Origin of the sequence: Cognatilysobacter terrigena, from assembly GCF_004361065.1 — a bacterium.
Lineage (GTDB): Bacteria > Pseudomonadota > Gammaproteobacteria > Xanthomonadales > Xanthomonadaceae > Cognatilysobacter > Cognatilysobacter terrigena.
This window is the reverse complement of record NZ_SELT01000021.1, coordinates 33,342-59,549: the sequence shown is the minus strand read 5'-3', so window position 1 is coordinate 59,549 and position 26,208 is coordinate 33,342. Positions and strand designations below refer to the sequence as shown.

21 protein-coding genes, 1 tRNA gene and 1 pseudogene are annotated in these 26,208 nt (G+C 66.9%); 16 read left to right on the top strand and 7 right to left on the bottom strand.

All coding sequences use genetic code 11. The annotated features are described in order from the left end of the window. Nucleotides 1-643: CoA pyrophosphatase (locus tag EVS83_RS12165; RefSeq protein ID WP_133501306.1), on the top strand; the 643-nt coding region annotated here is incomplete at its 5' end. Further along, nucleotides 640-1,494, top strand: a complete 855-nt coding sequence (locus EVS83_RS12160; protein WP_133501305.1) for a sulfurtransferase — start codon at nucleotides 640-642, stop codon at nucleotides 1,492-1,494. The genes EVS83_RS12165 and EVS83_RS12160, both read left to right, overlap by 4 nt. Here the strand turns inward: EVS83_RS12160 and EVS83_RS12155 are convergent, their stop codons facing one another. Continuing rightward, the gene (locus tag EVS83_RS12155) at nucleotides 1,495-2,274 is read right to left on the bottom strand and encodes an enoyl-CoA hydratase/isomerase family protein (RefSeq protein ID WP_133501304.1); all 780 of its coding nucleotides are present in this window, start codon (nucleotides 2,272-2,274) and stop codon (nucleotides 1,495-1,497) included. An 85-nt stretch (nucleotides 2,275-2,359) separates the two neighbouring features. On the opposite strand from EVS83_RS12155, the gene EVS83_RS12150 reads away from it, so the two are divergent. After that, nucleotides 2,360-2,812 (top strand): copper chaperone PCu(A)C, encoded by a 453-nt coding sequence (locus tag EVS83_RS12150; protein WP_133501303.1) that lies wholly within the window; start codon nucleotides 2,360-2,362, stop codon nucleotides 2,810-2,812. Here EVS83_RS12150 and EVS83_RS12145 read toward each other — a convergent pair. Together EVS83_RS12145 and uvrA are read right to left on the bottom strand one after the other, a co-directional pair. Further along, nucleotides 2,809-3,225 (bottom strand): acyl-CoA thioesterase, encoded by a 417-nt coding sequence (locus EVS83_RS12145; protein ID WP_133501309.1) that lies wholly within the window; start codon nucleotides 3,223-3,225, stop codon nucleotides 2,809-2,811. The genes EVS83_RS12150 and EVS83_RS12145 overlap by 4 nt on opposite strands. Before the next feature lie 358 nt (nucleotides 3,226-3,583). Further along, nucleotides 3,584-6,527: pseudogene (gene uvrA / locus EVS83_RS12140) on the bottom strand (excinuclease ABC subunit UvrA); the annotation flags it as partial. Nucleotides 6,528-6,824: 297 nt separating this feature from the next. Between uvrA and rplU the strand changes: the two are divergent. From rplU to cgtA, 3 genes are all read left to right on the top strand, one after another. Then, nucleotides 6,825-7,145, top strand: coding sequence for a 50S ribosomal protein L21 (gene rplU / locus EVS83_RS12135; protein WP_115646485.1), 321 nt, complete (start codon nucleotides 6,825-6,827; stop codon nucleotides 7,143-7,145). A gap of 12 nt (nucleotides 7,146-7,157) precedes the next feature. After that, nucleotides 7,158-7,418, top strand: a complete 261-nt coding sequence (gene rpmA / locus EVS83_RS12130) for a 50S ribosomal protein L27 (protein ID WP_133501301.1) — start codon at nucleotides 7,158-7,160, stop codon at nucleotides 7,416-7,418. A gap of 133 nt (nucleotides 7,419-7,551) precedes the next feature. Then, nucleotides 7,552-8,643, top strand: a complete 1,092-nt coding sequence (cgtA, locus tag EVS83_RS12125) for an Obg family GTPase CgtA (RefSeq protein WP_133501300.1) — start codon at nucleotides 7,552-7,554, stop codon at nucleotides 8,641-8,643. 197 nt (nucleotides 8,644-8,840) lie between these two features. Here the strand turns inward: cgtA and rpsT are convergent, their stop codons facing one another. Next, nucleotides 8,841-9,113: a 30S ribosomal protein S20 gene (gene rpsT, locus EVS83_RS12120; RefSeq protein ID WP_115646483.1), complete on the bottom strand. Its 273-nt coding sequence runs from the start codon at nucleotides 9,111-9,113 to the stop codon at nucleotides 8,841-8,843. 134 nt (nucleotides 9,114-9,247) lie between these two features. Here rpsT and murJ point away from each other — a divergent pair, with 134 nt between their 5' ends. The 6 genes from murJ to EVS83_RS12090 all read left to right on the top strand — a co-directional run bounded on the left by murJ (nucleotide 9,248) and on the right by EVS83_RS12090 (nucleotide 16,378). Next, nucleotides 9,248-10,858 (top strand): murein biosynthesis integral membrane protein MurJ, encoded by a 1,611-nt coding sequence (gene murJ, locus EVS83_RS12115; RefSeq protein ID WP_133501299.1) that lies wholly within the window; start codon nucleotides 9,248-9,250, stop codon nucleotides 10,856-10,858. Between the two features lie 37 nt (nucleotides 10,859-10,895). Continuing rightward, nucleotides 10,896-11,846 (top strand): bifunctional riboflavin kinase/FAD synthetase, encoded by a 951-nt coding sequence (locus EVS83_RS15915; RefSeq protein WP_133501298.1) that lies wholly within the window; start codon nucleotides 10,896-10,898, stop codon nucleotides 11,844-11,846. A 75-nt stretch (nucleotides 11,847-11,921) separates the two neighbouring features. Next, a complete protein-coding gene (gene ileS, locus EVS83_RS12105; protein WP_213083788.1) occupies nucleotides 11,922-14,717 on the top strand; it encodes an isoleucine--tRNA ligase in 2,796 nt (931 codons plus the stop codon). A 48-nt stretch (nucleotides 14,718-14,765) separates the two neighbouring features. Next, nucleotides 14,766-15,275: a signal peptidase II gene (gene lspA, locus EVS83_RS12100; RefSeq protein ID WP_133501296.1), complete on the top strand. Its 510-nt coding sequence runs from the start codon at nucleotides 14,766-14,768 to the stop codon at nucleotides 15,273-15,275. A gap of 9 nt (nucleotides 15,276-15,284) precedes the next feature. Further along, nucleotides 15,285-16,235 (top strand): 4-hydroxy-3-methylbut-2-enyl diphosphate reductase, encoded by a 951-nt coding sequence (ispH, locus tag EVS83_RS12095; protein WP_133501295.1) that lies wholly within the window; start codon nucleotides 15,285-15,287, stop codon nucleotides 16,233-16,235. Nucleotides 16,236-16,302: 67 nt separating this feature from the next. Further along, nucleotides 16,303-16,378 (top strand) — tRNA-Thr (locus tag EVS83_RS12090). Between the two features lie 138 nt (nucleotides 16,379-16,516). Here the strand turns inward: EVS83_RS12090 and rfbD are convergent. The 3 genes from rfbD to EVS83_RS12075 are packed head-to-tail and all read right to left on the bottom strand — an operon-like array spanning nucleotide 16,517 to nucleotide 21,184. After that, nucleotides 16,517-18,700, bottom strand: a complete 2,184-nt coding sequence (rfbD, locus tag EVS83_RS12085; protein WP_133501294.1) for a dTDP-4-dehydrorhamnose reductase — start codon at nucleotides 18,698-18,700, stop codon at nucleotides 16,517-16,519. Nucleotides 18,701-18,719: 19 nt separating this feature from the next. Beyond that, a complete protein-coding gene (gene glf, locus EVS83_RS12080; protein WP_133501293.1) occupies nucleotides 18,720-19,901 on the bottom strand; it encodes a UDP-galactopyranose mutase in 1,182 nt (393 codons plus the stop codon). 20 nt (nucleotides 19,902-19,921) lie between these two features. Continuing rightward, a complete protein-coding gene (locus tag EVS83_RS12075) occupies nucleotides 19,922-21,184 on the bottom strand; it encodes a glycosyltransferase (protein ID WP_166636892.1) in 1,263 nt (420 codons plus the stop codon). A gap of 77 nt (nucleotides 21,185-21,261) precedes the next feature. Here EVS83_RS12075 and EVS83_RS12070 point away from each other — a divergent pair, with 77 nt between their 5' ends. Genes EVS83_RS12070 through EVS83_RS12055 form a run of 4 tightly spaced genes read left to right on the top strand, consistent with a single transcriptional unit; the run spans nucleotide 21,262 to nucleotide 26,205 of the window. Continuing rightward, nucleotides 21,262-23,094: a glycoside hydrolase family 2 TIM barrel-domain containing protein gene (locus tag EVS83_RS12070; protein ID WP_133501291.1), complete on the top strand. Its 1,833-nt coding sequence runs from the start codon at nucleotides 21,262-21,264 to the stop codon at nucleotides 23,092-23,094. Continuing rightward, nucleotides 23,094-24,182, top strand: coding sequence for a galactose-1-phosphate uridylyltransferase (gene galT / locus EVS83_RS12065; RefSeq protein WP_133501290.1), 1,089 nt, complete (start codon nucleotides 23,094-23,096; stop codon nucleotides 24,180-24,182). Before EVS83_RS12070 ends, galT begins: the two co-directional genes overlap by 1 nt. Next, nucleotides 24,179-25,240, top strand: a complete 1,062-nt coding sequence (galK, locus tag EVS83_RS12060; RefSeq protein ID WP_133501289.1) for a galactokinase — start codon at nucleotides 24,179-24,181, stop codon at nucleotides 25,238-25,240. The genes galT and galK overlap by 4 nt, the downstream gene beginning before the upstream one ends. Beyond that, the gene (locus EVS83_RS12055; RefSeq protein ID WP_133501288.1) at nucleotides 25,237-26,205 is read left to right on the top strand and encodes an aldose 1-epimerase; all 969 of its coding nucleotides are present in this window, start codon (nucleotides 25,237-25,239) and stop codon (nucleotides 26,203-26,205) included. Before galK ends, EVS83_RS12055 begins: the two co-directional genes overlap by 4 nt. Nucleotides 26,206-26,208: the final 3 nt, after the last annotated feature.

The window sequence follows — 26,208 nt, the reverse complement described above, 5'->3', positions numbered from 1 at the left end:
GTGCTGCCGACCCGCGAGGCCGAACGCGCGGATGGCTGAGTTCGACGTCGCGCATCTTCGCCGCGCGCTGCATGCGCTGGATGCGCCGCCTCGCGGACCTGCCTGGAACCTCGTCGACCTCGACGGCCTGATCGACAGCGAACCCATGCGTGATGCCGCGGTGCTCGTCGGACTCGTACCGCGCGACCACGGCCTGCAGGTACTGCTCACGCGCCGCAACGACGCACTGCGCCAGCACGCGGGGCAGGTGAGCTTTCCGGGCGGCGCATGCGATCCCGGCGATATCGACGCGATCGCCGCTGCGCTGCGTGAAACGCACGAGGAAGTCGGTATTCCGGCGGCGCAGGTCGAACCGATGGGCTTCCTCGATCCGCTCGCCACGATCACCGGGTTCCGCGTGCTGCCGGTCGTTGCGATGATCGACCCGCGCTACGTCGCACGACCCGATCCGGCCGAAGTGGCCGTCGTGTTCGAGGTGCCGCTCGCGTACCTGATGGATGCCGACAACCGCGTCGAGCGTCGTTTCGACTATCAGGGGCGCAGCCGCGCGGTGTGGGAGTACCGTTATCCCGACCAGCGCATCTGGGGCGCGACCGCTTCGATGCTGCTCAACCTGCACGACCGGCTGGAGGCGCACCGATGACCTGGACCACGCTGATCGATGTCGATTCGCTCAAGCGCGCGATCGCGTCGGACGATCGACCGCTCGCCATCATCGACACGCGCGTCGACCTCGCCGATCGCAGCGCAGGCGCGAAGCGTTTCGCGGAAGGTCATATTCCGGATGCGCGTCGCGCGGATCTCGAAGCGGATCTCTCCGGTCCGCATTACCCCGGCGCCGGCCGCCATCCATGGCCGTCGGACGACGCGTTCGCCGCGACGCTCGGTCGTCTCGGCATCACGCCGGCGCATCAGGTCGTCGTCTACGACGATGCGCAGGGCGCGCTCGCCGCGGCGCGGCTGTGGTTCATGCTGAAGACGTGGGGACACGAGGCCGTCGCCGCGCTCGATGGCGGCTGGTCCGCGTGGCGTGCAGCGGATGGCGCAGTCGAAACGGGGGATGCAACGCCGTCGAATGTCGGCCCGTATGCGGGCGCCTTCGATCACACACGACTGCTCGATGCCGCCGACGTCGAGGCGGCACTGGCATCGAACGATCCCGTCGTCGACGCACGCGCCGCCGAACGTTATCGCGGCGACGTCGAGCCGCTCGATCGCAAGGCCGGCCATATGCCCGGCGCGCTGAACCGTCCCTTCGCGACGAATCTCGCTGACGGGCGTTTCCGTCCGGCCAGCGAACTGCGCGCGGCGTTCGACGCATTGCTGGACGGTCGCGCGCCCGATCGCCTCGTGGCGAGTTGCGGCTCCGGCGTCACCGCCTGCCACCATCTGCTCGCGATGGAACACGCCGGCCTGCACGGCGCGCGGTTGTTCAAGGGCTCGTGGAGCGGCTGGATCGAGGACGACGCGCGACCGATCGCGACGGGCGGCTGATCAGCGCGACTTGCCGAGTCGCTCGAGCACCGCGCGCAGCGCGGCCTGCGTGTCCGGCGAGTACCACGACGCGATGAAACGATCGAGTTCGATGTTGCGCGGATGCAGTGCGTCGATCGCATCGGCGCGCGCGATCGCACGCGTGTCGAGCACCGGCTGACGCGGCAGAGCGGCGAGCGCCTGCGCCCATGCGATGGCGCGCTGCGCGGTGTCGTCGACGGCCGCGATCTCGTCGACGAGTCCGATCGCGAACGCCTCGTCGGTGGTCGGCATCATGCCGCCGACGAGAAGACGCTCGGCGCGATGGTCGCCCACGACGCGACGCAGCAGGCGCTGGATGCCCTCGGGCGCGACAAGGCCGACCTGTGTCTCGTTGAGGCCGATGCGGTACGGCTTGGCCGGATCCGGCGACCGCGCCATGACGCGGTAGTCGCAGCACAGCGCCAACACGCAGCCGCCGGCCGGCGCGTGCCCCGCGAGGCCGGCTGCGACCGGGATCGGACTCGCCACCAGCGCGCGTGCTGCGCCGAAGAAGGCTTCCCAGGCGTGCATGAGCGCGGCGCGGTCGTCGCCGAGCGACATCAGGTAGGGCACGTCGAGACCCGCGGAGAACACCGACGGGCCGCCAGTCAGCGCAAGGCCGCGCGCGCCGCCTTGGGCCGCATGCGTCACCGCGTCGCGTAGCGCGCCGCAGAGTTCGGGGTCGAGCGCGTTCACGGGCGGGCGCGCCAGCCGGATCTCGAGGATGTCGCCGTGTTCCTGCGTCTGCACCAGTGCCATGGATCGCCTCCGAAGACCGTGCCGCAGGTTAACCGGCCGCTCCTCGGCGTGCCACGGCAGGCCGCGGCGTTCCTACAATGCGCGCATGAACCGGATTCCCGCCCTCGCGCTCGCAACGCTCATTGCATTCGCTCCGCTCGCGTCGTTCGCGGGCGCACCCAAGCCGGCCGCGTGCGCGCCGACCGTGCGCAACGCCTGGGTGCGCATGACGCCGATGATGCCGATGGGTGCGGGTTACTTCGTGCTCGAGAACCGCTGCAAGGCCGCGGTGACCATGAGCAGCGCGTCATCGCCGCGCTTTGGCGATGTGTCCATGCACGAAACGCGCGAGGAAAACGGCATGAGCCGCATGCGACCGCTTGCGCGCGTCGATGTTGCGCCGGGCGCAAGCGTCGAGTTCAAGCCCGGCGGCCGCCACCTCATGCTGATGTCACCGAAGGGCGAGATCGCGGCGGGAAGCCGCATGCGCGTGGATCTCAAGCTCGCGGACGGGCGCACGTTGCCCGTCGACTTCGACGTCCGCAGCGCGACGCCCTAACTGCAGGCTTTGCGCACTTCGTCCGGCAGCGGCGCCGAGCGCCCGGTATTGCGGTCGATCCACACCATCACGACGTTGCCGTCGCAATAGAGCGAGCGCGGCTCCTTGGCGTCGACGATGCGGTGCCCGATCGTGACGCTGCTTCCGCCAAGGCGTTCGACGAACAGCTCGACCACGATATCGTTCGGCCATTCGATCGGCCGGCGATAGTTGAGGTTCGACGCGGCGACGACCGGCGCGACGTTCTCGTCCATGCCCATGCCCGGCACGCTCAGCATCCAGCGCAGACGGGCTTCCTCGAGGTAGCTCAGATACTTCGAGTTGTTGACGTGGTTGAACGCGTCGAGATCGCGCCAGCGCACCGATAGCGGCACACGGATGAGTTCCCCGGGGCGCAGGCTGTCCTGCTTCATCGGCGCAGTCGGCGCGGGCGCGACACCTTCCTCGGTGGGTGAAGGCGGACTACGCGTCGCGTCTGCGGCCTCGGCCGAACGCGAGGCGTCGCTGCGCGATGGCTGCGCTACGGCTTCGCGTTCGCCTGTCGACGCAGCGTGTTCGGCGACGACAGCGGTCGATGTTTCAGCCGGCATCGACGCCGCGATCGTCTCGTTCGGTGATGGAGCGTCGTTGCCAGACTCTGCGGAGGGCGAGGGAAGTGCCGTCGCGGCAGTCTCCACCGTCTCCGCTGCCGCCAGCGGCACATCCGCCGACGCCGCGATCTCGGCGCCGGTCTCCGGCTTCGCCTTCGTCGCGCGCTTCGTCGGCGCGCGTTTTCTCGGTGCGCTGCGTCGGCGCGGCTTCTTGTCGGACGGAGGCGGCTGGTCGGTCATCGCGAGGCGGTCTTGCGCTTGCGGCTCGGTTTCGCCGCGGGCGCGACAGCTTGATCGCGTTCAAGCAATGGCGCAAGGAATCGACCCGTGTACGACTGCGGCATCGCCGCGATCTGCTCCGGCGTTCCGCAACCGAGAATCGTGCCGCCGCGATGCCCGCCCTCGGGGCCGAGGTCGATCACCCAGTCCGCTGTCTTGATGACGTCGAGGTTGTGCTCGATGACGACGACGGTGTTGCCTTCGTCGCGCAGGCGGTGCAGCACGCCGAGCAGCTGTTCGATGTCGGCGAAGTGCAGGCCCGTGGTCGGCTCGTCGAGGATGTACAGCGTGCGCCCGGTGTCGCGACGCGACAGTTCGCGCGACAGCTTCACGCGCTGCGCTTCACCACCCGATAGCGTCGTCGCCGACTGGCCGAGCTTGATGTAGCTCAGGCCGACGTCCATCAGCGTTTCGAGCTTGCGCGCGATCGATGGGATCGCATCGAACAGGGGCAGGGCATCCTCGACGGTCATCTCGAGCACGTCGTTGATGTTGTAGCCCTTGTAGCGGATCTCGAGCGTCTCGCGGTTGTAGCGCTTGCCGCCGCAGACGTCGCAGGGCACGTACACGTCCGGAAGGAAGTGCATCTCGACCTTGATGAGGCCGTCGCCCTGGCAGGCTTCGCAGCGTCCACCCTTGACGTTGAAGCTGAAACGGCCCGGGGCGTAGCCGCGCGAACGCGCTTCAGGAACCTGCGCGAAGAGCTCGCGCAGCGGCGTGAAAAGACCGGTGTACGTCGCAGGATTCGAGCGCGGCGTGCGCCCGATCGGCGACTGGTCGATGTCGACGACCTTGTCCCACAGCTCGATGTTGTCGTACGTGTCGTAAGGCGACGGCGACATCGCGGCGCCGTTCAACTCGTTCGCCGCGATCGCGTAGAGCGTGTCGTTGATCAGCGTCGACTTGCCGGACCCCGACACACCGGTCACGCACGTCAGCAGCCCGGCGGGAATCTCCAGGTCGACGTTGCGCAGGTTATTTCCCTTCGCGCCCTTGAGCCGGAACATCATCGACTTGTCGGGCTTGTGGCGCGTTGCGGGCACTTCGATCTTCCGCGCACCGCTGAGGAACTGGCCGGTGACGGACGCCGCGTTCGACATCACGTCCTGCGGCGTGCCCTGCGCGACGATCGCGCCGCCGTGCACACCGGCGCCGGGGCCGATGTCCACCACGTAGTCGGCGAGACGGATCGCGTCCTCGTCGTGCTCGACGACGATGACGGTATTGCCGAGTTCGCGCAGGCGCGTGAGCGTGCCGAGCAGGCGTTCGTTATCGCGCTGATGCAAACCGATCGACGGCTCGTCGAGCACGTACATCACGCCGACGAGGCCCGCGCCGATCTGAGACGCGAGACGGATGCGCTGCGCTTCGCCGCCCGACAGCGTGTCGGCCTTGCGTTCGAGCGTCAGGTAATCGAGGCCGACGTCGACCAGGAAGGTCAGGCGCTCGGCGATTTCCTTGACGATCTTGGTCGCGATTTCACCGCGCCAACCGGGGAGGTCGAGCCCGTGGAAGAGGCGCAACGCCTCGTCGATCGGCAGCACGACGATATGCGCGATGTTGTGCTCGCCGACGAAGACGTTGCGCGCGGCACGATTCAATCGCGCGCCACCGCATTCCGAACAGGGGCGGTCGCTGATGTACTTCGAGAGTTCCTCGCGGACGGCCTGCGATTCGGTCTCGCGATAACGCCGTTCCAGGTTCGGGATCACACCCTCGAAGCGGTGCCGGCGCTGGTAGCGGCCGCCCGAATCGTTGATGTAGGTGAAAGTGATCGCCTCGGTGCCGCTGCCGAACAACACCGCGTTCTTGGCCTTGTCCGACAGCTGGTTCCACGGCATGTCCACGTTGAACGTGTAGTGCCGTGCGAGCGACTGCACGAGCTGGAAGTAGTACGTGTTGCGACGATCCCAGCCGCGCACCGCGCCGGCCGACAGCGACAGATCGGGATGCACCACCACGCGGGTCGGATCGAAGAACTGACTGACGCCCAGGCCGTCGCAGGTCGGGCACGCACCGACTGGCGAGTTGAACGAGAACAGGCGCGGCTCGAGCTCCGGGAGCGAGTAATCGCACACCGGGCAGCTGAACTTGGACGAGAACAGCAGCGGCGCGGCCTTCTCGTCGTCGAGCGATTGCACGACCGCCATGCCGTCGCCGAGCTTGATCGCGGTTTCGAACGATTCGGCAAGGCGCTGCTTCAGATCGTCGCGCGGCCGGAAGCGGTCGATCACCGCCTCGATCGTGTGCTTGCTGCGCAGCGGCAGCTTCGGCACCTCATCGATCTCATAGAGCGCGCCGTTGACGCGCACGCGGACGAAACCCTGCGCGCGCAACTGGTCGAAGATCTGCGCATGCTCGCCCTTGCGCTCGCGGATGACCGGCGCCAGCAGCATGTAGCGCTGCTCGGGATCGAGTGCGATCGCCTGGTCGACCATCTGGCTGATCGTCTGCGCCTCCAGCGGGAAGCCGTGATCGGGGCAGCGCGGCACGCCGACGCGCGCGAACAGCAGGCGCAGGTAGTCGTAGATCTCGGTGATCGTGCCGACGGTCGAGCGCGGGTTGTGCGAGGTCGACTTCTGCTCGATCGAGATCGCCGGCGACAGACCCTCGATATGGTCGACGTCCGGCTTCTCCATGACCGAGAGGAACTGCCGCGCGTACGCGGACAGCGACTCCACGTAACGGCGCTGGCCTTCGGCGTAGATCGTGTCGAACGCCAGGGACGACTTGCCCGAGCCGGAGAGCCCGGTAATGACGATCAGCTTGTCGCGCGGCAGGTCGAGGTCGACGTTCTTCAGGTTGTGCGTCCGCGCGCCACGCACGCGGATGAATTCCATCGCCATCAGGGAAAATCTCGGGACAGGGGGACGCCGTGGGACGGCGAACAGGAGAGCGTATCGGGAGCGGAGGTCCCGGACAATTTGGGGCCCGGCGCCTTGACTGGCGCATGACCGGGCGCGGCGTGGCCGACTTTCTGAACAGGGGTAGCGTGACCGGTCGGCGTCTCGCCGGGTGAGACGGGCGTCGCGCGTCCGGCGGGGGAGGTCGGTTGCGGTAACCCGTTGAGTCGCCTAGAATTCCGCTTCTGTCTGCCCTCGACGGCAGTCAGCGACCACAATAACTACAGAGGAAGTCTGGTCATGTACGCAGTACTGGTCACCGGCGGTAAGCAATACCGCGTGATGGAAGGCGAGACGCTCCGCGTCGAGCTGCTCGACGTCGAAGCGGACAGCGAAATCACGTTCGACAACATCCTGATGCTCGGCGGTAGCGACGGCGTCACCCTGGGCGACGCGCTCAAGGGTGCGACGGTCAAGGCCAAGGTCGTCGGCCACGGCCGCCACGACAAGGTCAAGATCGTGAAGTTCCGCCGACGCAAGCACCATCGCAAGCAGATGGGCCACCGTCAGCACTACACCGAAATCCAGATCACCGGCATCGCCGGTGGCAGCAAGAAGTAAGGAGAAGCCGCCATGGCACATAAAAAGGGCGTAGGTTCCACCCGCAACGGCCGCGACTCCAACCCGAAGTACCTCGGCGTGAAGGTGTTCGGCGGCCAGGCCATCGAGGCCGGCAACATCATCGTGCGTCAGCGCGGCACCCAGTTCCACCCGGGTCCGGGCGTGGGCCTCGGCCGCGACCACACGCTGTTCGCGCTCGTCGACGGCAAGGTCGAGTTCTCGGTCAAGGGTCCGGCCAAGCGCCGCACCGTCAGCGTCGTCGACGCCGCCTAAGCGGAGTCCGATGCAGCGACGAGCCCCGCTTCGGCGGGGCTTTTCGTTTGCGGGGACGGCGCATCGCGCGTCGTCCGCCGTCTATCGTTCACAATGCCCGGCCGGCTGCGCGCCGGGCCACGCAGGTCTTTCCATGAAGCTCGTCGACGAAGCCGAAATCCAGGTCATCGCAGGTAATGGCGGCAACGGCTGCGTGGGGTTCCGTCGCGAGAAGTTCATTCCGCTCGGCGGCCCGGACGGCGGCGACGGCGGCGACGGTGGCAGCGTCTGGCTCGTCGCGGACGAGAATCTCAACACGCTCGTCGACTTCCGCCATCAGCGCATGTTCAAAGCGCAGCGCGGCGAGAACGGCATGGGGCGCCAGATGTACGGCAAGGCCGGCGACGACCTGGTCGTGACCGTGCCGGTCGGCACCGTGGTCACGAACGTCGAGACCGACGAAGTCATCGGCGACCTGACGCGCCACGGGCAGCGCCTGCTGGTCGCGCAGGGCGGCAAGGGCGGCCTCGGCAACATGCATTTCAAGAGTTCGGTGAACCGTGCGCCGCGCAAGGCGCTGCCGGGACTGCCGGGTGAGGAGCGCGCGCTCAAGCTCGAACTCAAGCTGCTCGCCGATGTCGGGCTTCTCGGCTTCCCGAACGCAGGCAAGAGCACGTTCATTCGCGCGGTGTCGGCGGCAACGCCGAAGGTCGCCGACTATCCGTTCACCACGCTCTATCCGAACCTGGGCGTGGTCAGTGTCGAGCCGCACCGGAGCTTCGTGATCGCCGACATTCCGGGGCTGATCGAGGGTGCCGCAGAGGGCGCGGGCCTCGGCGCGCAGTTCCTGCGTCATCTGCAGCGCACGCGACTGTTGCTGCACCTCGTCGACATCGCGCCGATGGAAGGCGGCGTCGAAGGCGTGTCGCCGGCGGAGCAGGTTCGCGCGATCGAGCACGAACTCGGCAAGCACGATCAGGAGTTGCTCGAGAAACCGCGTTGGCTCGTGCTCAACAAGGCTGATCTGTTGCTCGACGAGGAGCGCGACGAGCTCGTGCAGTCGATCATCAGCGAACTCGGCTGGACCGATCGTTCGTACGTGGTCTCCGCGATCGGTCGCGAGGGCACATGGCCGATCATGAAGGACGTCATGGCGTTCTTCGATCGCCAGCGCGAGGACGCCCTCGAAGCGGCCCGCGAGGATGCCCATCGGCACGGTGGCGACGCGAGCGCGCCGTCGGCTTGATGCAGGGACGCGCCGTCATGTTGGCTGCGTCTGTATGCGAACCGGCGCTTGCGGCTGCGACATCCGTAAGCGCTGATGCGTCGCGTATCGCGAGCCGTGGTCTCGCATTCGGCCGCGATGCGCATAACGCCGATCGCTTGCTCGAGACACAAAAAAACCCGGCCGGAGCCGGGTTTCTTCGTCACACCGCAGAGGACTCAGGCAGCAGCCTTGAGCGCCTTGATGCGGGCGTTGAGGCGGCTCTTGTGGCGAGCGGCCTTGTTCTTGTGGATCAGGCCACGCGAGCTGAAGCGGTCGAGCAGCGGCTGGGCCTGCGCGAAAGCGGCTTCGGCACCGGCGGCGTCATTGGCGTGAAGGGCCTTGAGGACCTTCTTGACGGACGTGCGGAGCATCGAGCGCTGGCTGGCGTTGCGCATGTTGCGCACGATCGTCTGCTTGGCGCGCTTCTTGGCGGACTTGATGTTGGCCACGGCGGTTTCCTGGAAGTCTTGATGGAGCGGCTGTCCGGGAGACAGCACGTTAGGGAGGGAAAGGTGGGGACAGCTAGACCGGAAAGTATGGCGGTTTCAATGGGTTGCGTCAACGCGGCGTGGAGGCGGGTGGCATGAGCAAGCCCCGCATGCTCCGCGGACTGCTGTCGTTCAGCAGCATGACGATGGTCAGCCGCGTCTTCGGTCTGGTACGCGACATCACGATCAGCTCCGTGTTCGGCGTCTCGGCCGCCACCGACGCCTTCATGATCGCGTTCCGGGTCCCCAACTTCATGCGCCGGCTGTTTGCCGAGGGCTCGTTCTCCACGGCGTTCGTCCCGGTCTTCACCGAGTTCAAGGAGAAGCGGACCCACGCCGAGCTGAAAGAGCTGACGTCCCGAGTCGCCGGCACGCTCGCCGGCGTCCTGATGCTGATCACCGCGCTCGGGCTGATCTTCACGCCGCAGGTGGCCTGGCTTTTCAACCTCGGCGAGTCGGGGATAGCGCCCGGCAAGTATCAGCTCACGATCGACCTCCTGCGCCTGACGTTCCCCTTCATCCTGTTCGTTTCGCTGACGGCGTTGGCGGGCGGGGCGCTGAACGCCTTCCACCGGTTCGGCATGCCGGCGCTGACGCCGGTCATCCTCAACCTCTGCATGATCGCCGCGGCCCTGTGGGTGGCGCCGCATCTGGAGGTGCCGATCATGGCGCTCGGCTGGGCCGTGCTGTTCGCCGGCATCCTCCAGCTGCTGTTCCAGTTGCCCGCGCTGGCCAAACTCGACCTGCTCGTCCTGCCGCGATGGGGCTGGTCCCACCCGGGCGTGCGCAAGGTGATGACGCTGATGGTGCCGACGCTGTTCGGCGCATCGGTTGCGCAGATCAACCTGCTCTTCGACACGGTCGTCGCGGCGCGGCTCTACGTAGGTTCGCAGACGTGGCTGTCGCTGGCTGACCGCTTCCTCGAACTTCCACTCGGCGTGTTCGGCGTCGCGCTGGGGACGGTGATCCTGCCGTCGCTGTCGGCGCACCACGTCCGTGACGATCGCGCCGGGTTCTCGAAGGCGTTCGACTGGGGCCTGCGCACCACGCTGCTGATCTCCGTGCCGGCTGCGGTCGGCCTCATGTTGCTGTCGAAAGCGCTGGTCGCCACGGTGTTCCAGCACGGGCATTTCCAAGCGTCGGACAGCGCAATGACAGCCATGTCGGTCTTCGGCCTGAGCTTCGGGCTGCCGTCGTTCGCGCTGCTCAAGATCGTCCTGCCGGCGTTTTACGCGCGGCAGGATACGAAGACGCCGGTCCGGGCGGGCGTCGCGGCGTTGATCGCCAACATGGTCTTCAGCGCGATCCTGATCGCGGTCCTCTATTCGATGTGGGCAACGCCTGCCGCTCGCAGTGCCGGCTTCGTTAACGCGCTGGCGCACACTCGCGGCCTGCACCTAGCGCTGGGCCTCGCGAGCACCGCGGCGAGCTATCTCACCCTCGGTCTGCTGTGGTTCTGGCTGCGCCGTTCGGGCGCCTACGACCGCCAGCCCGGCTGGTCGTCATTCGTCGTCCGAATCGCCCTCGCATGCGGTGTGATGGCCGCTGCGGTCGCGCTGGGCCTGTATCTCATGCCCGAGTTCACCGTCGCTCCGGCCCGCGTTCGCGTCGTCAACCTCCTCGTGCTCGTGTGCGCGGGCGGTTTGACGTACGTGCTGGCGCTGCTCGCGCTCGGCTTCCGGCCGCGCGATTTCCGTGAACACTGAGCGGGGTGTGGGTGAGCGGCTGGCTATACTTCGGCGGATGAGCAGGCTGTTCCGAGACGTCGACCGCGGGGTGCTGATCCCGCAGGGAAGCGTGGTCTGCATCGGCGCATTCGACGGCCTGCACCTGGGGCATCAGGCGCTGGTGCGCCGCGCCGTTTCGCGCGCGCGCGAACTCGGCCTGCCGGCCGTCGCAGTGACGTTCGATCCGCTGCCGCGCGAGTTCTTCGCGCGTGACGTTGCGCCGGCGCGCCTGATGTCGACGCGTTCGCGCATCGACGCGCTGTACGCGCAGGGCGTCGATGCCGTCCTCCTGCTGCGCTTCGACGCGCGCCTGAGCGGCATGTCGCCGGACGAATTCGTCGAGCGCGTGCTCGCCGAGGCGTTGCGCGCGCGCGAGGTCTGGGTCGGCCCGGATTTCCGCTTCGGCCGCTCGCGCGCCGGGGACCTCGCCGTCCTGAGTGAGATTGGCGCCCGCTTCGGCCTCGACGCGCACTCGATCGAGCCGATCGACGCCGCGGGCTCGCGCGCGTCCAGCACCCGCATCCGCGACGCGCTGGCGGAAGGTCGGTTCGACGCCGCGGCCGACTCGCTCGGTCGCCCGTACCTGATCGAGGGCCGCGTCGTCCGTGGCAAGCAGCTCGGCCGCACGCTCGGCTATCCGACGGCGAACCTCCGCCTGCCGCAGGGCCGGCCGGCGCTTTCCGGCATTTTCGCCACCCGCGTGCATGGCCTCGGCGCCACGCCGCTCGCCTCCGTGTCCAGCCTTGGCACGCGCCCCCCGGTCGGCGGAGTTGAGCCGCTGCTGGAAACCCATATCTTTGATTTCGATGCGGACCTCTACACGCGCCGCATCGGCATCGAATTCGTCGCCAAACTGCGCGACGAGCTCAAGTTCGACGGACTTCCCGCCCTGGTCGCGCAGATGGATCGCGACGCAGCCCAGGCGCGCGAGATCCTGTCGCCCACGCATACCCGACGGACCGCCTGACCCGTGACCGACCGCGACACCCCCGAAGCCAACCCGTACAAGGCCACGCTGCATCTGCCGGCGACGGACTTCCCCATGCGCGGCGACCTGCCCAAGCGCGAGCCGCAGACGCTCGCGCGCTGGGAGTCGGAGAACCTGTATGCGCGAATCCGCGAGCAGGTCGGCGGTCGCGACAAGTCCTTCGTACTGCACGACGGCCCGCCGTACGCGAACGGCGTGATCCACATCGGCCACGCGGTCAACAAGGTGCTGAAGGACGTCGTCGTGAAGTCGCGCCTGCTCGACGGCTACGACGCGCCGTACGTGCCGGGTTGGGATTGCCACGGCCTGCCGATCGAAGTCGCCGTCGAGAAGAAGCACGGCAAGGTGGGCGACAAGCTCGACGCCGCGCAGTTCCGCCAGAAGTGCCGCGAATACGCCGCCGAGCAGATCGATCTGCAGCGTCGCGACTTCAAGCGCCTCGGCGTGCTCGGCGACTGGGACAAGCCGTATCGAACGATGGATTTCCGCTACGAGGCGGACATGCTGCGTTCGCTCGCGAAGATCGTCGAGCGCGGTCATCTGGTGCGTGGCGCGAAGCCGGTGCATTGGTGCTTCGATTGCGGCTCGGCGCTCGCCGAAGCCGAGATCGAATACACGGACAAGAAGTCGCCGGCGATCGACGTCGCGTATCTCGCGCGTGATCCGCAGGCGCTCGCGCGCGTGTTCGGGGTCGATGTCGCGCCCGGCACCGAAGTCGCCGTGCCGATCTGGACGACCACGCCGTGGACGCTGCCGGCATCGCTCGCGGTGTCGATCGGTCCGGACCTCGAGTATTCGCTGGTCGAAGGGCCGGTCGGACCGAACGGGCCACGCTTGCTGGTGATCGCAAGCGCGCTCGTGGAGCGCGCGCTCAAGCGGTATGGCGTCGAGGACGTGCGCGTGCTCGGCACGTCGGTGGGCGCGCCGATGGAAGGGATGGTGCTTGCACATCCGTTCTACACGCGCGACATCCCGCTGCTGCTCGGCGATCACGTGTCGGCGGAAGACGGTACGGGCGCGGTGCACACGGCGCCGGGCCACGGCCAGGAAGACTTCGCGGTCAGCCAGAAGTACGGCCTCATCGACAAGTACAGCGCGGCGGAAATGAATCCCGTCGACGCGCGCGGTCGCTACCTGCCGGGCACGCCGGCTGCGGGGCGGAACGAGATCGCGGGCGTGCATCTCTGGAAGGCGAACGACCTGATCGTCGATGCCGTGCGCGACGCCGGCCTGCTGCTGGCGGCACACGTCGTCGAGCACAGCTATCCGCACTGCTGGCGCCACAAGACGCCGGTGGTGTTCCGTGCCACGCCGCAGTGGTTCATCTCGATGGAGCAGGCGAACCTGCGTCGCGATGCGCTCGAGGCGATCAAGAGCGTCGGCTGGTTCCCGGACTGGGGCGAGGCGCGCATCGCCGGCATGATCGAAGGACGTCCCGACTGGTGCATCAGCCGCCAGCGCACATGGGGCGTGCCGATCGCGCTGTTCGTGAATCGCCAGACGCATGAGCCGCATCCGCGCTCGGCAGAGCTGATGCGTGAAGTCGCGAAGCGCGTGGAAGCCGCGGGCGTCGACGCGTGGTACGACTGCGACGCCACGGAACTCCTTGGCGCCGATGCCGCGGACTACGAGAAGGTCACCGACATCCTCGACGTCTGGTTCGACTCCGGCGTCACCCACGAGTGCGTGCTCGCGCAGCGCCCGGAAGACGGGCTGCACAAGCCGGCCGATCTTTATCTCGAAGGCTCCGACCAGCATCGCGGCTGGTTCCAGTCGTCGCTGCTGACCGGCGTCGCGATGGATGGTGCTGCGCCGTACAAGCAGGTCCTGACGCATGGCTTTACCGTCGATGCGCAGGGCAAGAAGATGTCGAAGTCGATCGGCAACACGGTCGAGCCGCAGAAGGTCATCGACCAGATGGGCGCCGACGTGCTGCGCCTGTGGATCGCGTCGACGGACTATCGCGGCGAGATCGCGGTGTCGGACGAGATCCTCAAGCGTTCGGGCGACGTGTACCGCCGTCTGCGCAACACCGCGCGCTTCCTGCTCGCGAACCTCGACGGGTTCGATCCGGCGACGCATGTGCAGCCGCTCGCGTCGATGGTCGCGCTCGACCAGTGGATCGTGCATCGCGCGTACGAGCTCCAGCAGAAGCTCGCGGCCGCGTACACGCGCTACGACTTCGCCGAAGTGGTGCAGTCGCTCGCGAACTTCTGCAGCGTGGACCTCGGCTCGCTGTATCTCGACGTCACCAAGGACCGCGTCTACACGATGCCGGAAGATTCGGCGGGTCGACGCTCGGCGCAGACCGCGATGTATCACATCGCCGAAGCCTTCGTTCGCTGGATCGCGCCCGTCCTGACGTTCACCGCGGACGAGATGTGGCGCTTCCTGCCGGCCGTCACGCCCACCGGCGCCCGTGCGGGCAATGTCCTGTTCGCCACGTGGTACGACGGCCTGGCGCCGCTGCCGGCGGATGCGCCGATCGATGTCGCGCGCTTCGATCGACTGCTCGCGCTGCGCGAGCAGGTGAGCCGTACGCTGGAGCCGATGCGTGCTGCGGGTGAGATCGGCGCGGCATTGGAAGCGGAAATCGCCGTCGCGGCGACGCCGGAGGATGCGGGCTGGTTGCGCGAGCTGCAGGACGAGCTGCGCTTCCTCTTCATCAGCGGCGACGTCACGGTGGGCGAGGGCAGCGGGGACGTCACGGCACGCAAGTCCGACAAGCCCAAGTGCGCGCGTTGCTGGCATTACCGTGCGGACGTCGGATCGGTGCTCGCGCACCCGACCATCTGCGCGCGCTGCGCCGGCAACGTCGACGGGCAGGCCGAAATCCGCCGCTGGTTCTGATCGCGGTCACCGCCGCTGCACGCCGCGCTGCGGCCGAACGGAGTTCCGATGCGTCATCGCACCAACTCCAACGCGCTCGCCTGGCTGCTGCTGTCGGCCGCGATCATCGGCGTCGACCAGTGGTCCAAGGCATGGGTGCTGCGCGCGCTGCCGGAATACACCGCCGTGCCGGTCGTGCCCGGCTTCTGGAACTGGTTCCGCACCTACAACGAAGGCGCGGCGTTCAGCTTCCTCAGTGATGCCGGCGGCTGGCAGAAGTACCTGTTCATGCTCCTCGCGGTGGGTATCAGCGTCGGCCTGACGGTCGCGCTGGCCCGGATGCCGCGTGCGGCGTGGAAGACGGCCGTGCCGTATGCGCTGATCATCGGCGGCGCGATCGGCAACGTGATCGACCGGCTGCTGCACGGCCACGTCGTGGATTTCATCCAGTGGTACGCCGGCCGCTACTACTGGCCCTCGTTCAACGTGGCGGACGCGGCCATCTGCGTGGGCGTCGCCGGGATCCTGCTGGCGGGCCTGTTGCCCGCGCGTCAGGCGCGGCAGGGGCTCGGGCGGTAGCATTCGCGCATGGACATCCTCCTCGCCAACCCGCGCGGCTTCTGCGCGGGCGTCGACCGCGCCATCGAGATCGTCAAGCGCGCGATCGAACTGCTCGGTGCGCCGATCTACGTGCGCCACGAGGTGGTGCACAACCGCTTCGTCGTCGACGACCTCCGCCAGCGCGGCGCGATCTTCGTCGAGGAACTCGATGAGGTTCCCGACGGCGCGACGGTGATCTTCAGCGCCCACGGCGTGTCGAAGGCAGTGCGTGCCGAAGCCGACCGTCGCGGCCTGCGCGTGTTCGACGCGACGTGCCCGCTGGTGACGAAGGTGCACCTTGAGGTCTCGCGCCATTGCCGCGCGGGCCGCGACGTGGTGCTGATCGGCCACGAAGGCCACCCTGAAGTCGAAGGCACGATGGGGCAGTGGCTGCGCGAAGGCGCGACCGGCAGCATCTATCTCGTCGAGGACGAGGAGGACGTCGCACACCTCGACGTCGCGCAGCCCGACAACCTCGCGTACACGACGCAGACGACGCTCTCCGTCGACGACACGCGTGCCGTCATCGACGCGTTGCGTGCGAAGTTCCCGGCCATCCAGGGCCCGCGCAACGACGACATCTGCTATGCCACGCAGAACCGGCAGGACGCGGTGCGCGAGCTGGCGGAGCGCTGCGACCTAGTGCTCGTCGTCGGCTCGGTAAACAGTTCGAATTCGAACCGGCTGCGCGAACTGGCGGAGCGGCAGGGAGTCGAGGCCTACCTCATCGACGGTGCCGCCGAGATCGACCCGCGCTGGGTCGAGGGCAAGCGCGCCATCGGCGTGACGGCCGGCGCCTCCGCACCGGACGTGCTGGTGCGCGGCGTGATCGACCGCCTACGCGAGCTCGGTGCGTCCGGCGTGCGCGAGCTCGACGGCGAGCCCGAGAGCATGGTCTTCGCGCTGCCGAAGGCGCTGCGGCTCCAGCTCGTCGACTGAACGTCGGCGTTGACCCGCCCGGCACGGCCGCCTAGAATTCCACGCCTTGCCGCCCCGCGCGGCAATCGCCGGAATAGCTCAGTTGGTAGAGCGGCGCATTCGTAATGCGTAGGTCGTAGGTTCGATTCCTATTTCCGGCACCAACTTCAAGGCCTGCAGTGCATCGCGCTGCAGGCCTTTTCTTTTGGCATTTCGCGCCAGTGGTCGCTAGCGGACCGCCCACCTGACTTCAGGGCGCTTTCCGCGCACCGTCGCTCCGTGCGTGGCGCCCGGTCTGACGCCTACTGCAGCGTCGAATCCCGCACGTACCGACCGAGCGCGTCGTCCAGGCTGGGGAGCGGAAACGCGCGGCGGCTGCTCAATGCGCTGTAACGAGGGCGACGCGCCGGCAGCTGCGCGTGCTGGTCGCGGATGATCTCGAGTCGGCTCGCGTCGACGCCCGCAAACTCGGCCGCGCGTAGGGCGAGATCCGCCCAGGTGATCTCGCCTTCGTTGGTCAGATGCCAGATGCCGGACTCGCGATCGATCAGCAGATCGATGCAGGCATGCACGAGGTCGGGCACGTAGGTCGGCGACACCGTCACATCACCGGCGGCGTGGAACGCGTCCCCGCGTCGAAGTGCACCGAGCGCGACTGTAATGAAGTTGTGGGCGTCCCACGGGCCGAAGAACGAACTCGTGCGCACGACGAGCGCGTCCGGATTCGCGTCGAGCACGAGCTTCTCTGCACGCGCCTTGCTCTCGCCGTAGACATTGAGCGGGCGCGTCGAATCGGTTTCGACGTACGGGGAATCACGCTCGCCATCGAACACAAGGTCGGACGAGAACGTCACCAGGCGCAACGCGTGCCGCTCGCACGCGGCGGCGAGGTTCGCTGGACCGAGGGTGTTCTCGCGGAAGCAGCGTTCGGCATCGTGTTCGGCGTCATCGACGCGCACGTAGCCCGCCGCGTTGATGATGGCCCATGGCTTGTGCAGGTCGATCGCGCGCTCGATGGAGTCGGGATCGCCGATATCCATCTCCGCGCGGCTCAGCACGCGGCAGCGGAGATCGCGTTCCGCGCAGATTCGCGCGAAGGCGCGACCAAGCGTGCCCGTCGCGCCGGTGATGAGGATCGGCGCGCGGTTCGCGCCGGTGTCGGGTCGCGTGGGAAACACGAGGCCTCGCACGCTGACCGGGCGCGCGAAGAAGCGGTCGTCGCGCTGCCACCAACCCTTGCCCGCAAGTACCGGATGCGGCGGAACGGCGCCGGCCGACAGGTCGCGCATCAGGTGAGCGACAGCCGTCGGGCGTGGCGTTCCACTGCGCACGTCGAATGCACCCGACTCGTAGTAGTCGCGCACATCGGTGAGCAGGCAGTTCCAGTCGTACAGGCCGAGCATGCCCCAGACCGTGACGCCGCGAACGTCGATACCCTCATCGATGCACTCTTCGCAGGCACGCCAGATCTCTGCGAGCCAGCGCAGCTGGTCCTCGCGACGCGCATCGATGTGCGCTTCCGTCACCGCGATGGGCAACCCGAAACGCGCCCAGCACTCCTTGAGCAGCGGCTTGATGCCACCGGTCGGTGACGCGAGCACACGCGCCGCTTCGACGTCGGCGTAGCGGTGCACGCCGTTCCCGCCGCGATGGTGTTCGGGATACGCGTCGATGTCGTCGTCGAGGAATCGCTCGCTGGTGATGTAGTGGTTGACGCCCATGACGTCCGGCGCGCGCGTGTTGTCGCGGAACCAGAGGATTTCATCGGGCGTCGCCTTGCAGCGCTCGATGAGCCACTTCCACAGGTAGTGCGAGCGGTCGACGCGGCCGCAGATCAGGTCCCAACCGAGCCACCGCAGCTCGTTGTTGAAGTAGGCCTGGTAGTCGAGCAGTGGCGTGCTGTAGGTCTTGCCGAGGTCGTCCGTCTGCACGAGCTTCGCCGACGGATTAACGGCCTCGATCGCGCGCATCGCGAGGATCACGCCGCGGCACTCGTTGAACAGGCAGTCCTTGAACGTCTTCTCGTCGCGGCCGTGCGGATACCAGAGGCCATACAGGCCCGAGAAGCGTGCGGTCGTCAGCGGCTCATTGACGGGCGTCCAGTCTTCGACCCACGGATAGCGTTCGGCAACGGCGCGCGCGTATGCCGCGAGTTTCTCCGGAAATGCCGGATCCACCAGGCTGGTATCGATCGGACCGCTGCCGTGATGCACGAGTCCGACGATGGGCCGAACTTTCAATTCGCGCAGGCGCGCGAGGCGCTCGTCGGGCCGGCTCCAGTCGGCGGAGGCCAGCCCGAACGGCGCGATCTCTTCCCACAGCACCGGATAGCGGATCGCACGGATCCCCAGCGACGCGAAGCGGTCGAGGTCGTCCGGGCGATCCCAGTGCGCGTTGCGTCCCAGCTGCTCGATGTAGCGGTCACCCACGCGGTTGACCGTACATTCGACGCCACCCCACAACTCCAGACCACCCTTCGACCGCATCGTCACCGCCTTCAACCCATCAACGCTTCGCAGCGATCAGCGGCGCCGGGTTCGACTGCACGTGCGCAGCGATGAGCTCGACCGGCGCACGCTCGACGTCCGCACCCATCTTGTCGAGGATGTAGTCGACCGCCTTGAGCGCCGCGCCCACGCACTGGTCCATGTTGTAGTAGCGGTACTGCGCGAGGCGGCCGACGAACGTGACGTTCTCTTCCTGCTCGGCGAGCGCTTCGTACTTCTTGAACAGCAGCTCGTTCTCCGGACGCGGCACCGGATAGTACGGGTCGCCCTCGGCCGTCGGGAACTCGCGCACGAGCGACGTGCCCCGATGCTGCTGGCCGGTGAGATGCTTGAACTCGGTGGTGCGCGTGTAGTCGTAATCGTTCGGGAAATTCACCGTGCCGACCGACTGGTACCACTCGGTGTCCGCCAGATGCTCGTGTTCGAAGCGCAGCGAGCGGTAGGGCAGCTTGCCGTAGCAGTGCGCGTAGAACGCATCGATCGGGCCGGTATAGACGATATGCGTCGCCTCGACGCGATCGCGCATTTCGAAGAAGTCCACGCCGAGTTCGACCTTGATCGACGGATGGTCGAGCATGCGCTCGAACATCTTGGTATAGCCCTCGGCCGGCATCTTCTGGAACTTGTCGGTGAAGTAGCGATCGTCGCGGTTGGTGCGCGTCGGCACGCGCGCGGCGACGGATGCATTGAGCTCCGACGGATCCAGGCCCCACTGCTTACGGGTGTAGCCGCGGAAGAACTTCTCGTAGAGGTCCTGGCCGACGGCGTTGATCACCACGTCCTCGGACGTGCGGATCTTGTCGCGTGGCTCGCGGACGGAATCGTAGAAGCCCTGTATCGTGTCCTCGTCGAGATCGAGGCCGTAGAGGGCGTTGACCGTGTCGATGTTGATCGGAATGGGAACGAGCTTCTCGTCGACCTTCGCGAGCACGCGGTGCTCGTACGGGCGCCACTGGGTGAACTGCGAAAGATATTCGGCGATGCGGTCCGCGTTCGTGTGGAAGATGTGCGGGCCGTACGGGTGGATCAGGATGCCGTGCGCATCGGTGCGGTCGTAGGCATTGCCGCCGATATGGTCGCGCTTGTCGATGACGAGCACTTCATAGCCGCGTTCGGCGAGTTCACGGGCCACCACTGCGCCCGAGAACCCGGCACCTACGATCAGAACATCGGTCTTCATGTTTGAGTTGCTCCTTGGATTCAGGCTGCGGCCTGGGTCGGGACCGCGGACCACACGGCCTGCTGCACGTCGTTGCGCATGGACTCGACGGTGGCGTCCCATGACGAGCCCGCGGCGCGCTCGATGCCCTGCGCGATCAGGTTCGCGTTCGGCTCCCGCCACGCACGATCGACCGCATCGAGGAACTCGTCCTGCGAATAGGCGACGTCCACGATCGGCGTGAAGTTGCGCACGACGTCCGCCACCGCGGTCGATACGATCGGCTTGCCACCCGCCATGTATTCGAGCGTCTTGGTCGGATTGATGTACTTCGTCGCCTCGTTGAGCGCGAAGGGCATCAGGCAGACGTCGAAGCCCTTCACGATCGCCGGAAGGTCTTCGTAGCGCTGCTGGCCGAGCCAGTGGATGTTCGCCTGCTTCGGCAGATCGTTCGGGTCGACCTTCGCGAGCGGGCCGGCCATCACGATCGATGCGTCCGGGAAGCGATCGGCCAGCGCGCTGATCAGTTCGTAGTCGAGACGTTCGTCGATCACGCCGAAGTAGCCGAACCGCGGGCCCGGCGCCGCGGCAACCGCAGCCGGAATTTCGGTCTTCTCGTCGCGCGCCTTGGAGTAATGCTCGACGTCGACGCCGCAACCGTAGACGTGCACGTTGTCGTGGTGCTTCGACTTCGCGTCGAAGAGCTGGTAGCCGCCAGTGAACACGACATCGGCATTCGACATGACGAAGCGCTCGCGGTCGGCGATGTCCGGCGGCGCGAAGCGGAAATTGGCAAGCTCGTCCATGCAGTCGTACACGACACCCGCTGCGCCGAACTGGCCCATGTAGCCCGGCGCGGGCATGGGGGAATAGAACCAGTGCACCGGCGATTCGAAGCGACCGGCGAGCAGCGGATGCGTGCGCAGCGCCTCCTTGATCTGCGGCAGGAAGATCTCGGCATCCTTATCGGCATTGACCGCGAGGTGCTGCGGGATCTGCGGAACGATGCGCACGAGGTTCGGATAGGGCTCGTCGATCGCGAGGTGCGGTTCGCCTTCGGCGATCACGGGGTCTTCGATGAAGAGCACGCGGTGGTTCTTCGCGAGCCGCGAAAAGATCTGCTGCGGGCGCTGCCACACGAAATCCCATCGCAGATGGCAGTGCACGATGATCGGGAAGTCGTCGCGCCCATCGCGCAACGCGCCAGCGACCGCCGCGGAAGCGGCATTGGACGCCGTGGCGTGAACATCCGTGATCGTTGCGGCCGAGTCTTCGATGCCCGACGTATACCGTTCCTTTGACATGGCGCTCTCGCTGAATTGGTTAGACATTAGGTTCCGGTGAACGACTTCCCGACCACAGATAGCCCGGAGGCCGATCGATGACTCCACTTGCCGACGCAGCGCAGTTCTGCGACGACGAGGCGTATCCCCGCCCGCAGCTGCGACGCGCGCATTGGCAGTCGCTCGACGGACCGTGGCGCTTCGTCTTCGACGACGAGAAGCAGTACGCCCACCCGCGAGACATCGAACAATGGCCGTTGCAGATCGTCGTGCCGTTTCCGATCGAATCGAAACGCAGCGGCATCGGAGATCGCGGGTTTCACAAAGCTTGCTGGTATCAGCGTGATTTCGACGTAGAGAGCGACGGCGACTCACGCGTGATCCTTCATTTCGGTGCAATCGATTACGCCGCGAAGGTGTGGGTGAACGATCACTACGTCGCGAGCCACGAAGGCGGCCATACGCCGTTCAACGCGGATGTCACCGAGGCGCTGAATGCTTCAGGCCCGAACGTGGTCACTGTTTACGTCGAGGACGATCCGCACGAGCTCAATAAACCCCGCGGAAAACAGGACTGGCAGCTCGAGCCGCATTCGATCTGGTATCCGCGCACGACCGGCATCTGGCAGACCGTCTGGCTCGAGCGTGTCGCGCGCACGCATATCCAGAAGATCCGCTGGACGCCGCATGTCGAAGGATTCGCACTGACGTTCGAAGCGCGCGTCAATGGCGACGCCGACGGTACGTCGATCGAAGTGCAGATCCGTCATCGCGGCAAGCTGCTGGCGGATGATCGTTACCTGGTGATCGACGGCGAGGTCGACCGTCGCATCATCCTGTCCGATCCCGGCATCGACGACTTCCGCAACGAGCTGCTGTGGAGCCCGCAGAAACCGACGCTGCTCGACGCGACGATCCGGCTCAAGCGTGGCGACACCGTGCTCGACGAAGTCCGTTCTTACACGGCGCTGCGGTCGGTCGGCACGTTGCGCGACCGCTTCATGCTCAACGGTCGGCCGTTCCTGTTGAAGCTGGTGCTCGACCAGGGCTACTGGACGGACACGCTGCTTGCCGCGCCGGACGACGCCGCGCTCCGTCGCGATGTCGAGCTCGCAAAGGCGATGGGCTTCAACGGCGTGCGCAAGCACCAGAAGATCGAAAACCCCCGCTATCTCTATTGGGCCGATCGCCTTGGACTGCTCGTCTGGGAAGAGATGCCGTCGTGCTATCGCTTCACGCGCACCGCGATCAAGCGGCTTGTGCGTGAATGGGCGGAGGCCATCGAACGCGATTTCAGCCACCCCTGCATCATCACGTGGGTGCCGTTCAACGAATCCTGGGGCGTGCCCGAACTCACGTCCGTGGGTGCGCACCAGCATGCCGTGGCCGCGCTGTACCACCTGACGAAGACGCTCGATCCCACGCGTCCCGTCATCGGTAACGACGGCTGGGAAAGCAGTGCGACCGACATCATCGGCATCCACGACTACGACGCGAACGTCGACCACATCCGCCAGCGCTACGGTCCCGAAGTCAGCACCGAGCAACTGTTCGACCGGCGGCGCCCTGGCGGACGCATCCTCACGCTGGATGGCTTTCCGCATCGCGGCCAGCCCATCGTGCTTACGGAATTCGGCGGCATCGCGTTCGATACGCGCAAGCTTGCGCCGCAGCCCGAATCGCCGCACGAAAGCGAGGTCTGGGGTTATTCGGTCGCCGGTGCCGCCGACGAATTCGCGCGCAAGTTCTCCGACCTGATCGAGGCCGTCACGTACACCGCGCTCTTCAGTGGGTACTGCTATACCCAGTTCGCCGACACGTTCCAGGAAGCGAACGGCCTGTTGACGGAGGACCGCGTGCCGAAGATCCCGCTCGAGCAGATCCGCAAGGCGGTCGAGATGTCTCGCACGCATATCCAGGGCGCCGCGTGATGCACGTGCTCGAGCTCACCAAGCCGGACGGTCGCTCGCTCACGCTCTATGCGCGCGAGCCGATCGGCGAGGTCGGCGAAGCGCCGAGTCCGTTCCGCGATCCGCTCGGGCGCAGCCCGCACCTGCGCCGGCATCCGCTGCGCGACGAATGGATCACCTACGCGGCATACCGGCAGGACCGCACCTTCCTGCCGCCACCCGAGTACAACCCGCTCGCAGTGACGACCGATCCCGAGGCGCCGACGGAACTGCCGGTCGGTGCGTGGGACGTCGCGGTGTTCGACAACCGCTTCCCGTCGCTGAGCCTCGGCGCGGACGAAGTGCCGGCGTCCGTCGTCGATACCGCGCCCGGTATAGGCAAGTGTGAAGTGGTGGTGTTCACGCAGGACCGGCTGTCGTCGCTCGGCCGCCTGCCGCTGTCGCATGTCGAGTTGCTGCTGCAGGTCTGGGCGGATCGCACCGCACGGCTCGCGGCGCGCGACGACATCGCCTACGTGCTGCCGTTCGAGAATCGCGGCGCGGAAGTCGGGGTGACGCTGCATCATCCGCACGGTCAGATCTACGCGTATCCGTCGGTGCCGCCGGTGCCGGCGCGCATGCAGCAGGTCGCGGAGGCGTATCACGCGCGTACCGGCCGCGGCGTGTTGCAGGATCACATCGCGAAGGAACTCGACGACGGCGCCCGCATCGTCTATCGCGGCGAGCATGCGGTCGCGTTCGTACCCGCTGCGGCACGCTATCCCTATGAAGTGTGGGTCGCGACGATCGAGCCGGTCGCGACCTTCTGCGATCTCGACGACGCACAACGCGCCGATCTGGCGCGCGCACTGAAGACGGTCCTGATGAAGTACGACGCGCTGTGGGACCGGCCATTTCCCTACCTGATGGCGTGGTACCAGGCGCCCGTCGACGGCCGTCCGCATCCCGAATCCCACCTGCACGCCGAGTTCTATCCGCCGTACCGCACGCGCGACCGGCTGAAGTACCTCGCGGGCACGGAACTCGCGGCGGGCTGGTTCGCGATGGACGCGCTACCGGAAGACAAGGCGCGCGAGTTGCAGCAGATCGACGTGGATATCGACGCATGAGTTTCGAAAACATCTTCGGTTTTCCGCCGGCTGTGACTGCGTCCGCGCCCGGTCGCGTCAACCTGCTCGGCGAGCACACGGACTACAACGACGGCTACGTATTGCCGACGGCGATCCCGCAGAAGACGACCGTGTCGATGCGTCCGAACAGCGGTGGCGAGTTCGTGGTGCACGCCGCAGACCTCGCAAGCGAGTCGCGCTTCGAGCGCGAAGCAAAGCCCGGCGATCATTTCGCCGCCTACGTCTACGGTTGCATTCGCGGCGCCATGGCCACGGGCGCGGAGATCCCGTACCTCGACATCTACGTGGAGTCCGACGTACCGATGGGCGTCGGCCTGTCGTCCAGCGCCGCGCTCGAAGTCGCCACGCTGCGTGCGCTACGCGAACTGCTGAAACTTGATCTGGACGACGTGCGCATCGCGCAGATGGCGCAACGGGCGGAGATCGACTTCGCGGGCGTCAACTGCGGAATCATGGACCAGATGGCGTCGAGCCTCGCCGATCCGAAGCAGATGCTGTTTCTCGACACGCGCACGTTGGAACGTCGACTGGTGCCACGCCCGCCGAGTACCGAGGTGCTGGTGGTCGATTCCGGCCTGAGCCGCTCGCTCGCGACGAGCGCGTACAACGAGCGACGTCACGAGTGCGAGCGGGCGTCGGCGTCGCTGGGCGTGGCCGCGCTTCGCGACATCGGCGACGTTTCGCGCGTCGAGTCGTTGGATGAACCCATGCGTCGCCGCGCACGCCATGTCGTCAGCGAGAACGCCCGCGTGCTGCGCGCAGTGGCGGGCGTGGACGCACGCGAGTTCGGGGAGTTGATGAACGCATCGCACGCGAGTCTGCGCGACGACTACGAAGTCTCGGTGCCGGAGCTCGATCGGCTCGTCGAGCTGCTGCAGCAGCAGCCCGATGTCTACGGTGCCCGCCTCACGGGAGCGGGCTTCGGGGGTGCCTGCGTGGCGTTGTGTCGCGAAGGCACGGCGGCAGGGGTTGGGCGTGACGTCGTCGACCAGTACGGTTCGAAGGGCAGGGTGCTCGTGCCGGAGGCGACCTCATGACCACGCACGAGACGCCGCAAACGGGCGCTGTGAGCGCGACGCCGCAGGCCCAGTCGGTGCGCACCCATACTTTGGCCGCGGGCGAGCTGCTTGCGGTGTTCCGTCCCGAGCAGGGCATGATCTGCACGTCGCTCAAGCATCGCGGGCAGGAAATCCTGCGACGCCTCGACGAGATGGATGAGGCGCTCGCGACCGGCATGTCGATCGGCATTCCGCTCAACTATCCGTATGCGAACCGCATCCGCGGCACGTCGTACGAGTTCGACGGCGAGCGCGTCGAGCTCGACAAGGCGTCGCCGTGGATCATGAAGGACTGGAACGACACGATCATCCACGGCGTGCCCTGGCCGAAGTTGGCGTGGCAGGTGGAAGAGGTGACGGACCGCCGGCTCCGCAGCCGCCTGAAGTGGAATCGCCCCGAGCTGCTGCAGGTGTTTCCGTTCGAGCACGAGGTCGAGATGACGGCGACGCTCGACGGCCTCGGCCTCACGATCGAAACGGCCGTGCTCGCCAATGCGGGCGGGCGCGTGCCGGTGAGCTTCGGCTTCCATCCGTACTTCGGCATTCCCGGAATCCGCCGCGCACAGTGGGAGCTGACCTTGCCGGCGATGGACGGGATCATCCTCGACGAACTGCTGCTGCCGGTCGGCGAACGCACGCACCTGCCGCCGTACGACGACCGCCTCGCCGATCTCGACTTCGATCACGGCTTCGCGTTCGTGTCGCCCGGTGCAACGATGTCGATCACCGGCAACGGCCGACGGGTCAGCGTCGATTTCCTCGAGAACTTCCGCTACGCGCAGATCTACGCGCCGTCGACGCACGACTACATCTCGCTGGAGCCGATGACGGCGCCGGCCGATGCGTTGCGGTCGCACGAGGACCTGCCGGTGGTCGAGCCGGGCGGCCGATTCGCGGCGACCTTCCGGCTGCGCGTCGAAGCGACGGAAAACGCGCTGCACTAGGCA

Bases quoted from the DNA above. Each gene is read 5' to 3' on its own strand.
- EVS83_RS12160 (WP_133501305.1), top strand. From the start codon at position 640: ATGACCTGGACCACGCTGATCGATGTCGATTCGCTCAAGCGCGCGATC.
- EVS83_RS12155 (WP_133501304.1), bottom strand. From the start codon at position 2,274: ATGGCACTGGTGCAGACGCAGGAACACGGCGACATCCTCGAGATCCGG.
- EVS83_RS12150 (WP_133501303.1), top strand. From the start codon at position 2,360: ATGAACCGGATTCCCGCCCTCGCGCTCGCAACGCTCATTGCATTCGCT.
- EVS83_RS12145 (WP_133501309.1), bottom strand. From the start codon at position 3,225: ATGAAGCAGGACAGCCTGCGCCCCGGGGAACTCATCCGTGTGCCGCTA.
- rplU (WP_115646485.1), top strand. From the start codon at position 6,825: ATGTACGCAGTACTGGTCACCGGCGGTAAGCAATACCGCGTGATGGAA.
- rpmA (WP_133501301.1), top strand. From the start codon at position 7,158: ATGGCACATAAAAAGGGCGTAGGTTCCACCCGCAACGGCCGCGACTCC.
- cgtA (WP_133501300.1), top strand. From the start codon at position 7,552: ATGAAGCTCGTCGACGAAGCCGAAATCCAGGTCATCGCAGGTAATGGC.
- murJ (WP_133501299.1), top strand. From the start codon at position 9,248: ATGAGCAAGCCCCGCATGCTCCGCGGACTGCTGTCGTTCAGCAGCATG.
- EVS83_RS15915 (WP_133501298.1), top strand. From the start codon at position 10,896: ATGAGCAGGCTGTTCCGAGACGTCGACCGCGGGGTGCTGATCCCGCAG.
- ileS (WP_213083788.1), top strand. From the start codon at position 11,922: ATGCGCGGCGACCTGCCCAAGCGCGAGCCGCAGACGCTCGCGCGCTGG.
- lspA (WP_133501296.1), top strand. From the start codon at position 14,766: ATGCGTCATCGCACCAACTCCAACGCGCTCGCCTGGCTGCTGCTGTCG.
- ispH (WP_133501295.1), top strand. From the start codon at position 15,285: ATGGACATCCTCCTCGCCAACCCGCGCGGCTTCTGCGCGGGCGTCGAC.
- rfbD (WP_133501294.1), bottom strand. From the start codon at position 18,700: ATGCGGTCGAAGGGTGGTCTGGAGTTGTGGGGTGGCGTCGAATGTACG.
- glf (WP_133501293.1), bottom strand. From the start codon at position 19,901: ATGAAGACCGATGTTCTGATCGTAGGTGCCGGGTTCTCGGGCGCAGTG.
- EVS83_RS12075 (WP_166636892.1), bottom strand. From the start codon at position 21,184: ATGTCAAAGGAACGGTATACGTCGGGCATCGAAGACTCGGCCGCAACG.
- EVS83_RS12070 (WP_133501291.1), top strand. From the start codon at position 21,262: ATGACTCCACTTGCCGACGCAGCGCAGTTCTGCGACGACGAGGCGTAT.
- galT (WP_133501290.1), top strand. From the start codon at position 23,094: ATGCACGTGCTCGAGCTCACCAAGCCGGACGGTCGCTCGCTCACGCTC.
- galK (WP_133501289.1), top strand. From the start codon at position 24,179: ATGAGTTTCGAAAACATCTTCGGTTTTCCGCCGGCTGTGACTGCGTCC.
- EVS83_RS12055 (WP_133501288.1), top strand. From the start codon at position 25,237: ATGACCACGCACGAGACGCCGCAAACGGGCGCTGTGAGCGCGACGCCG.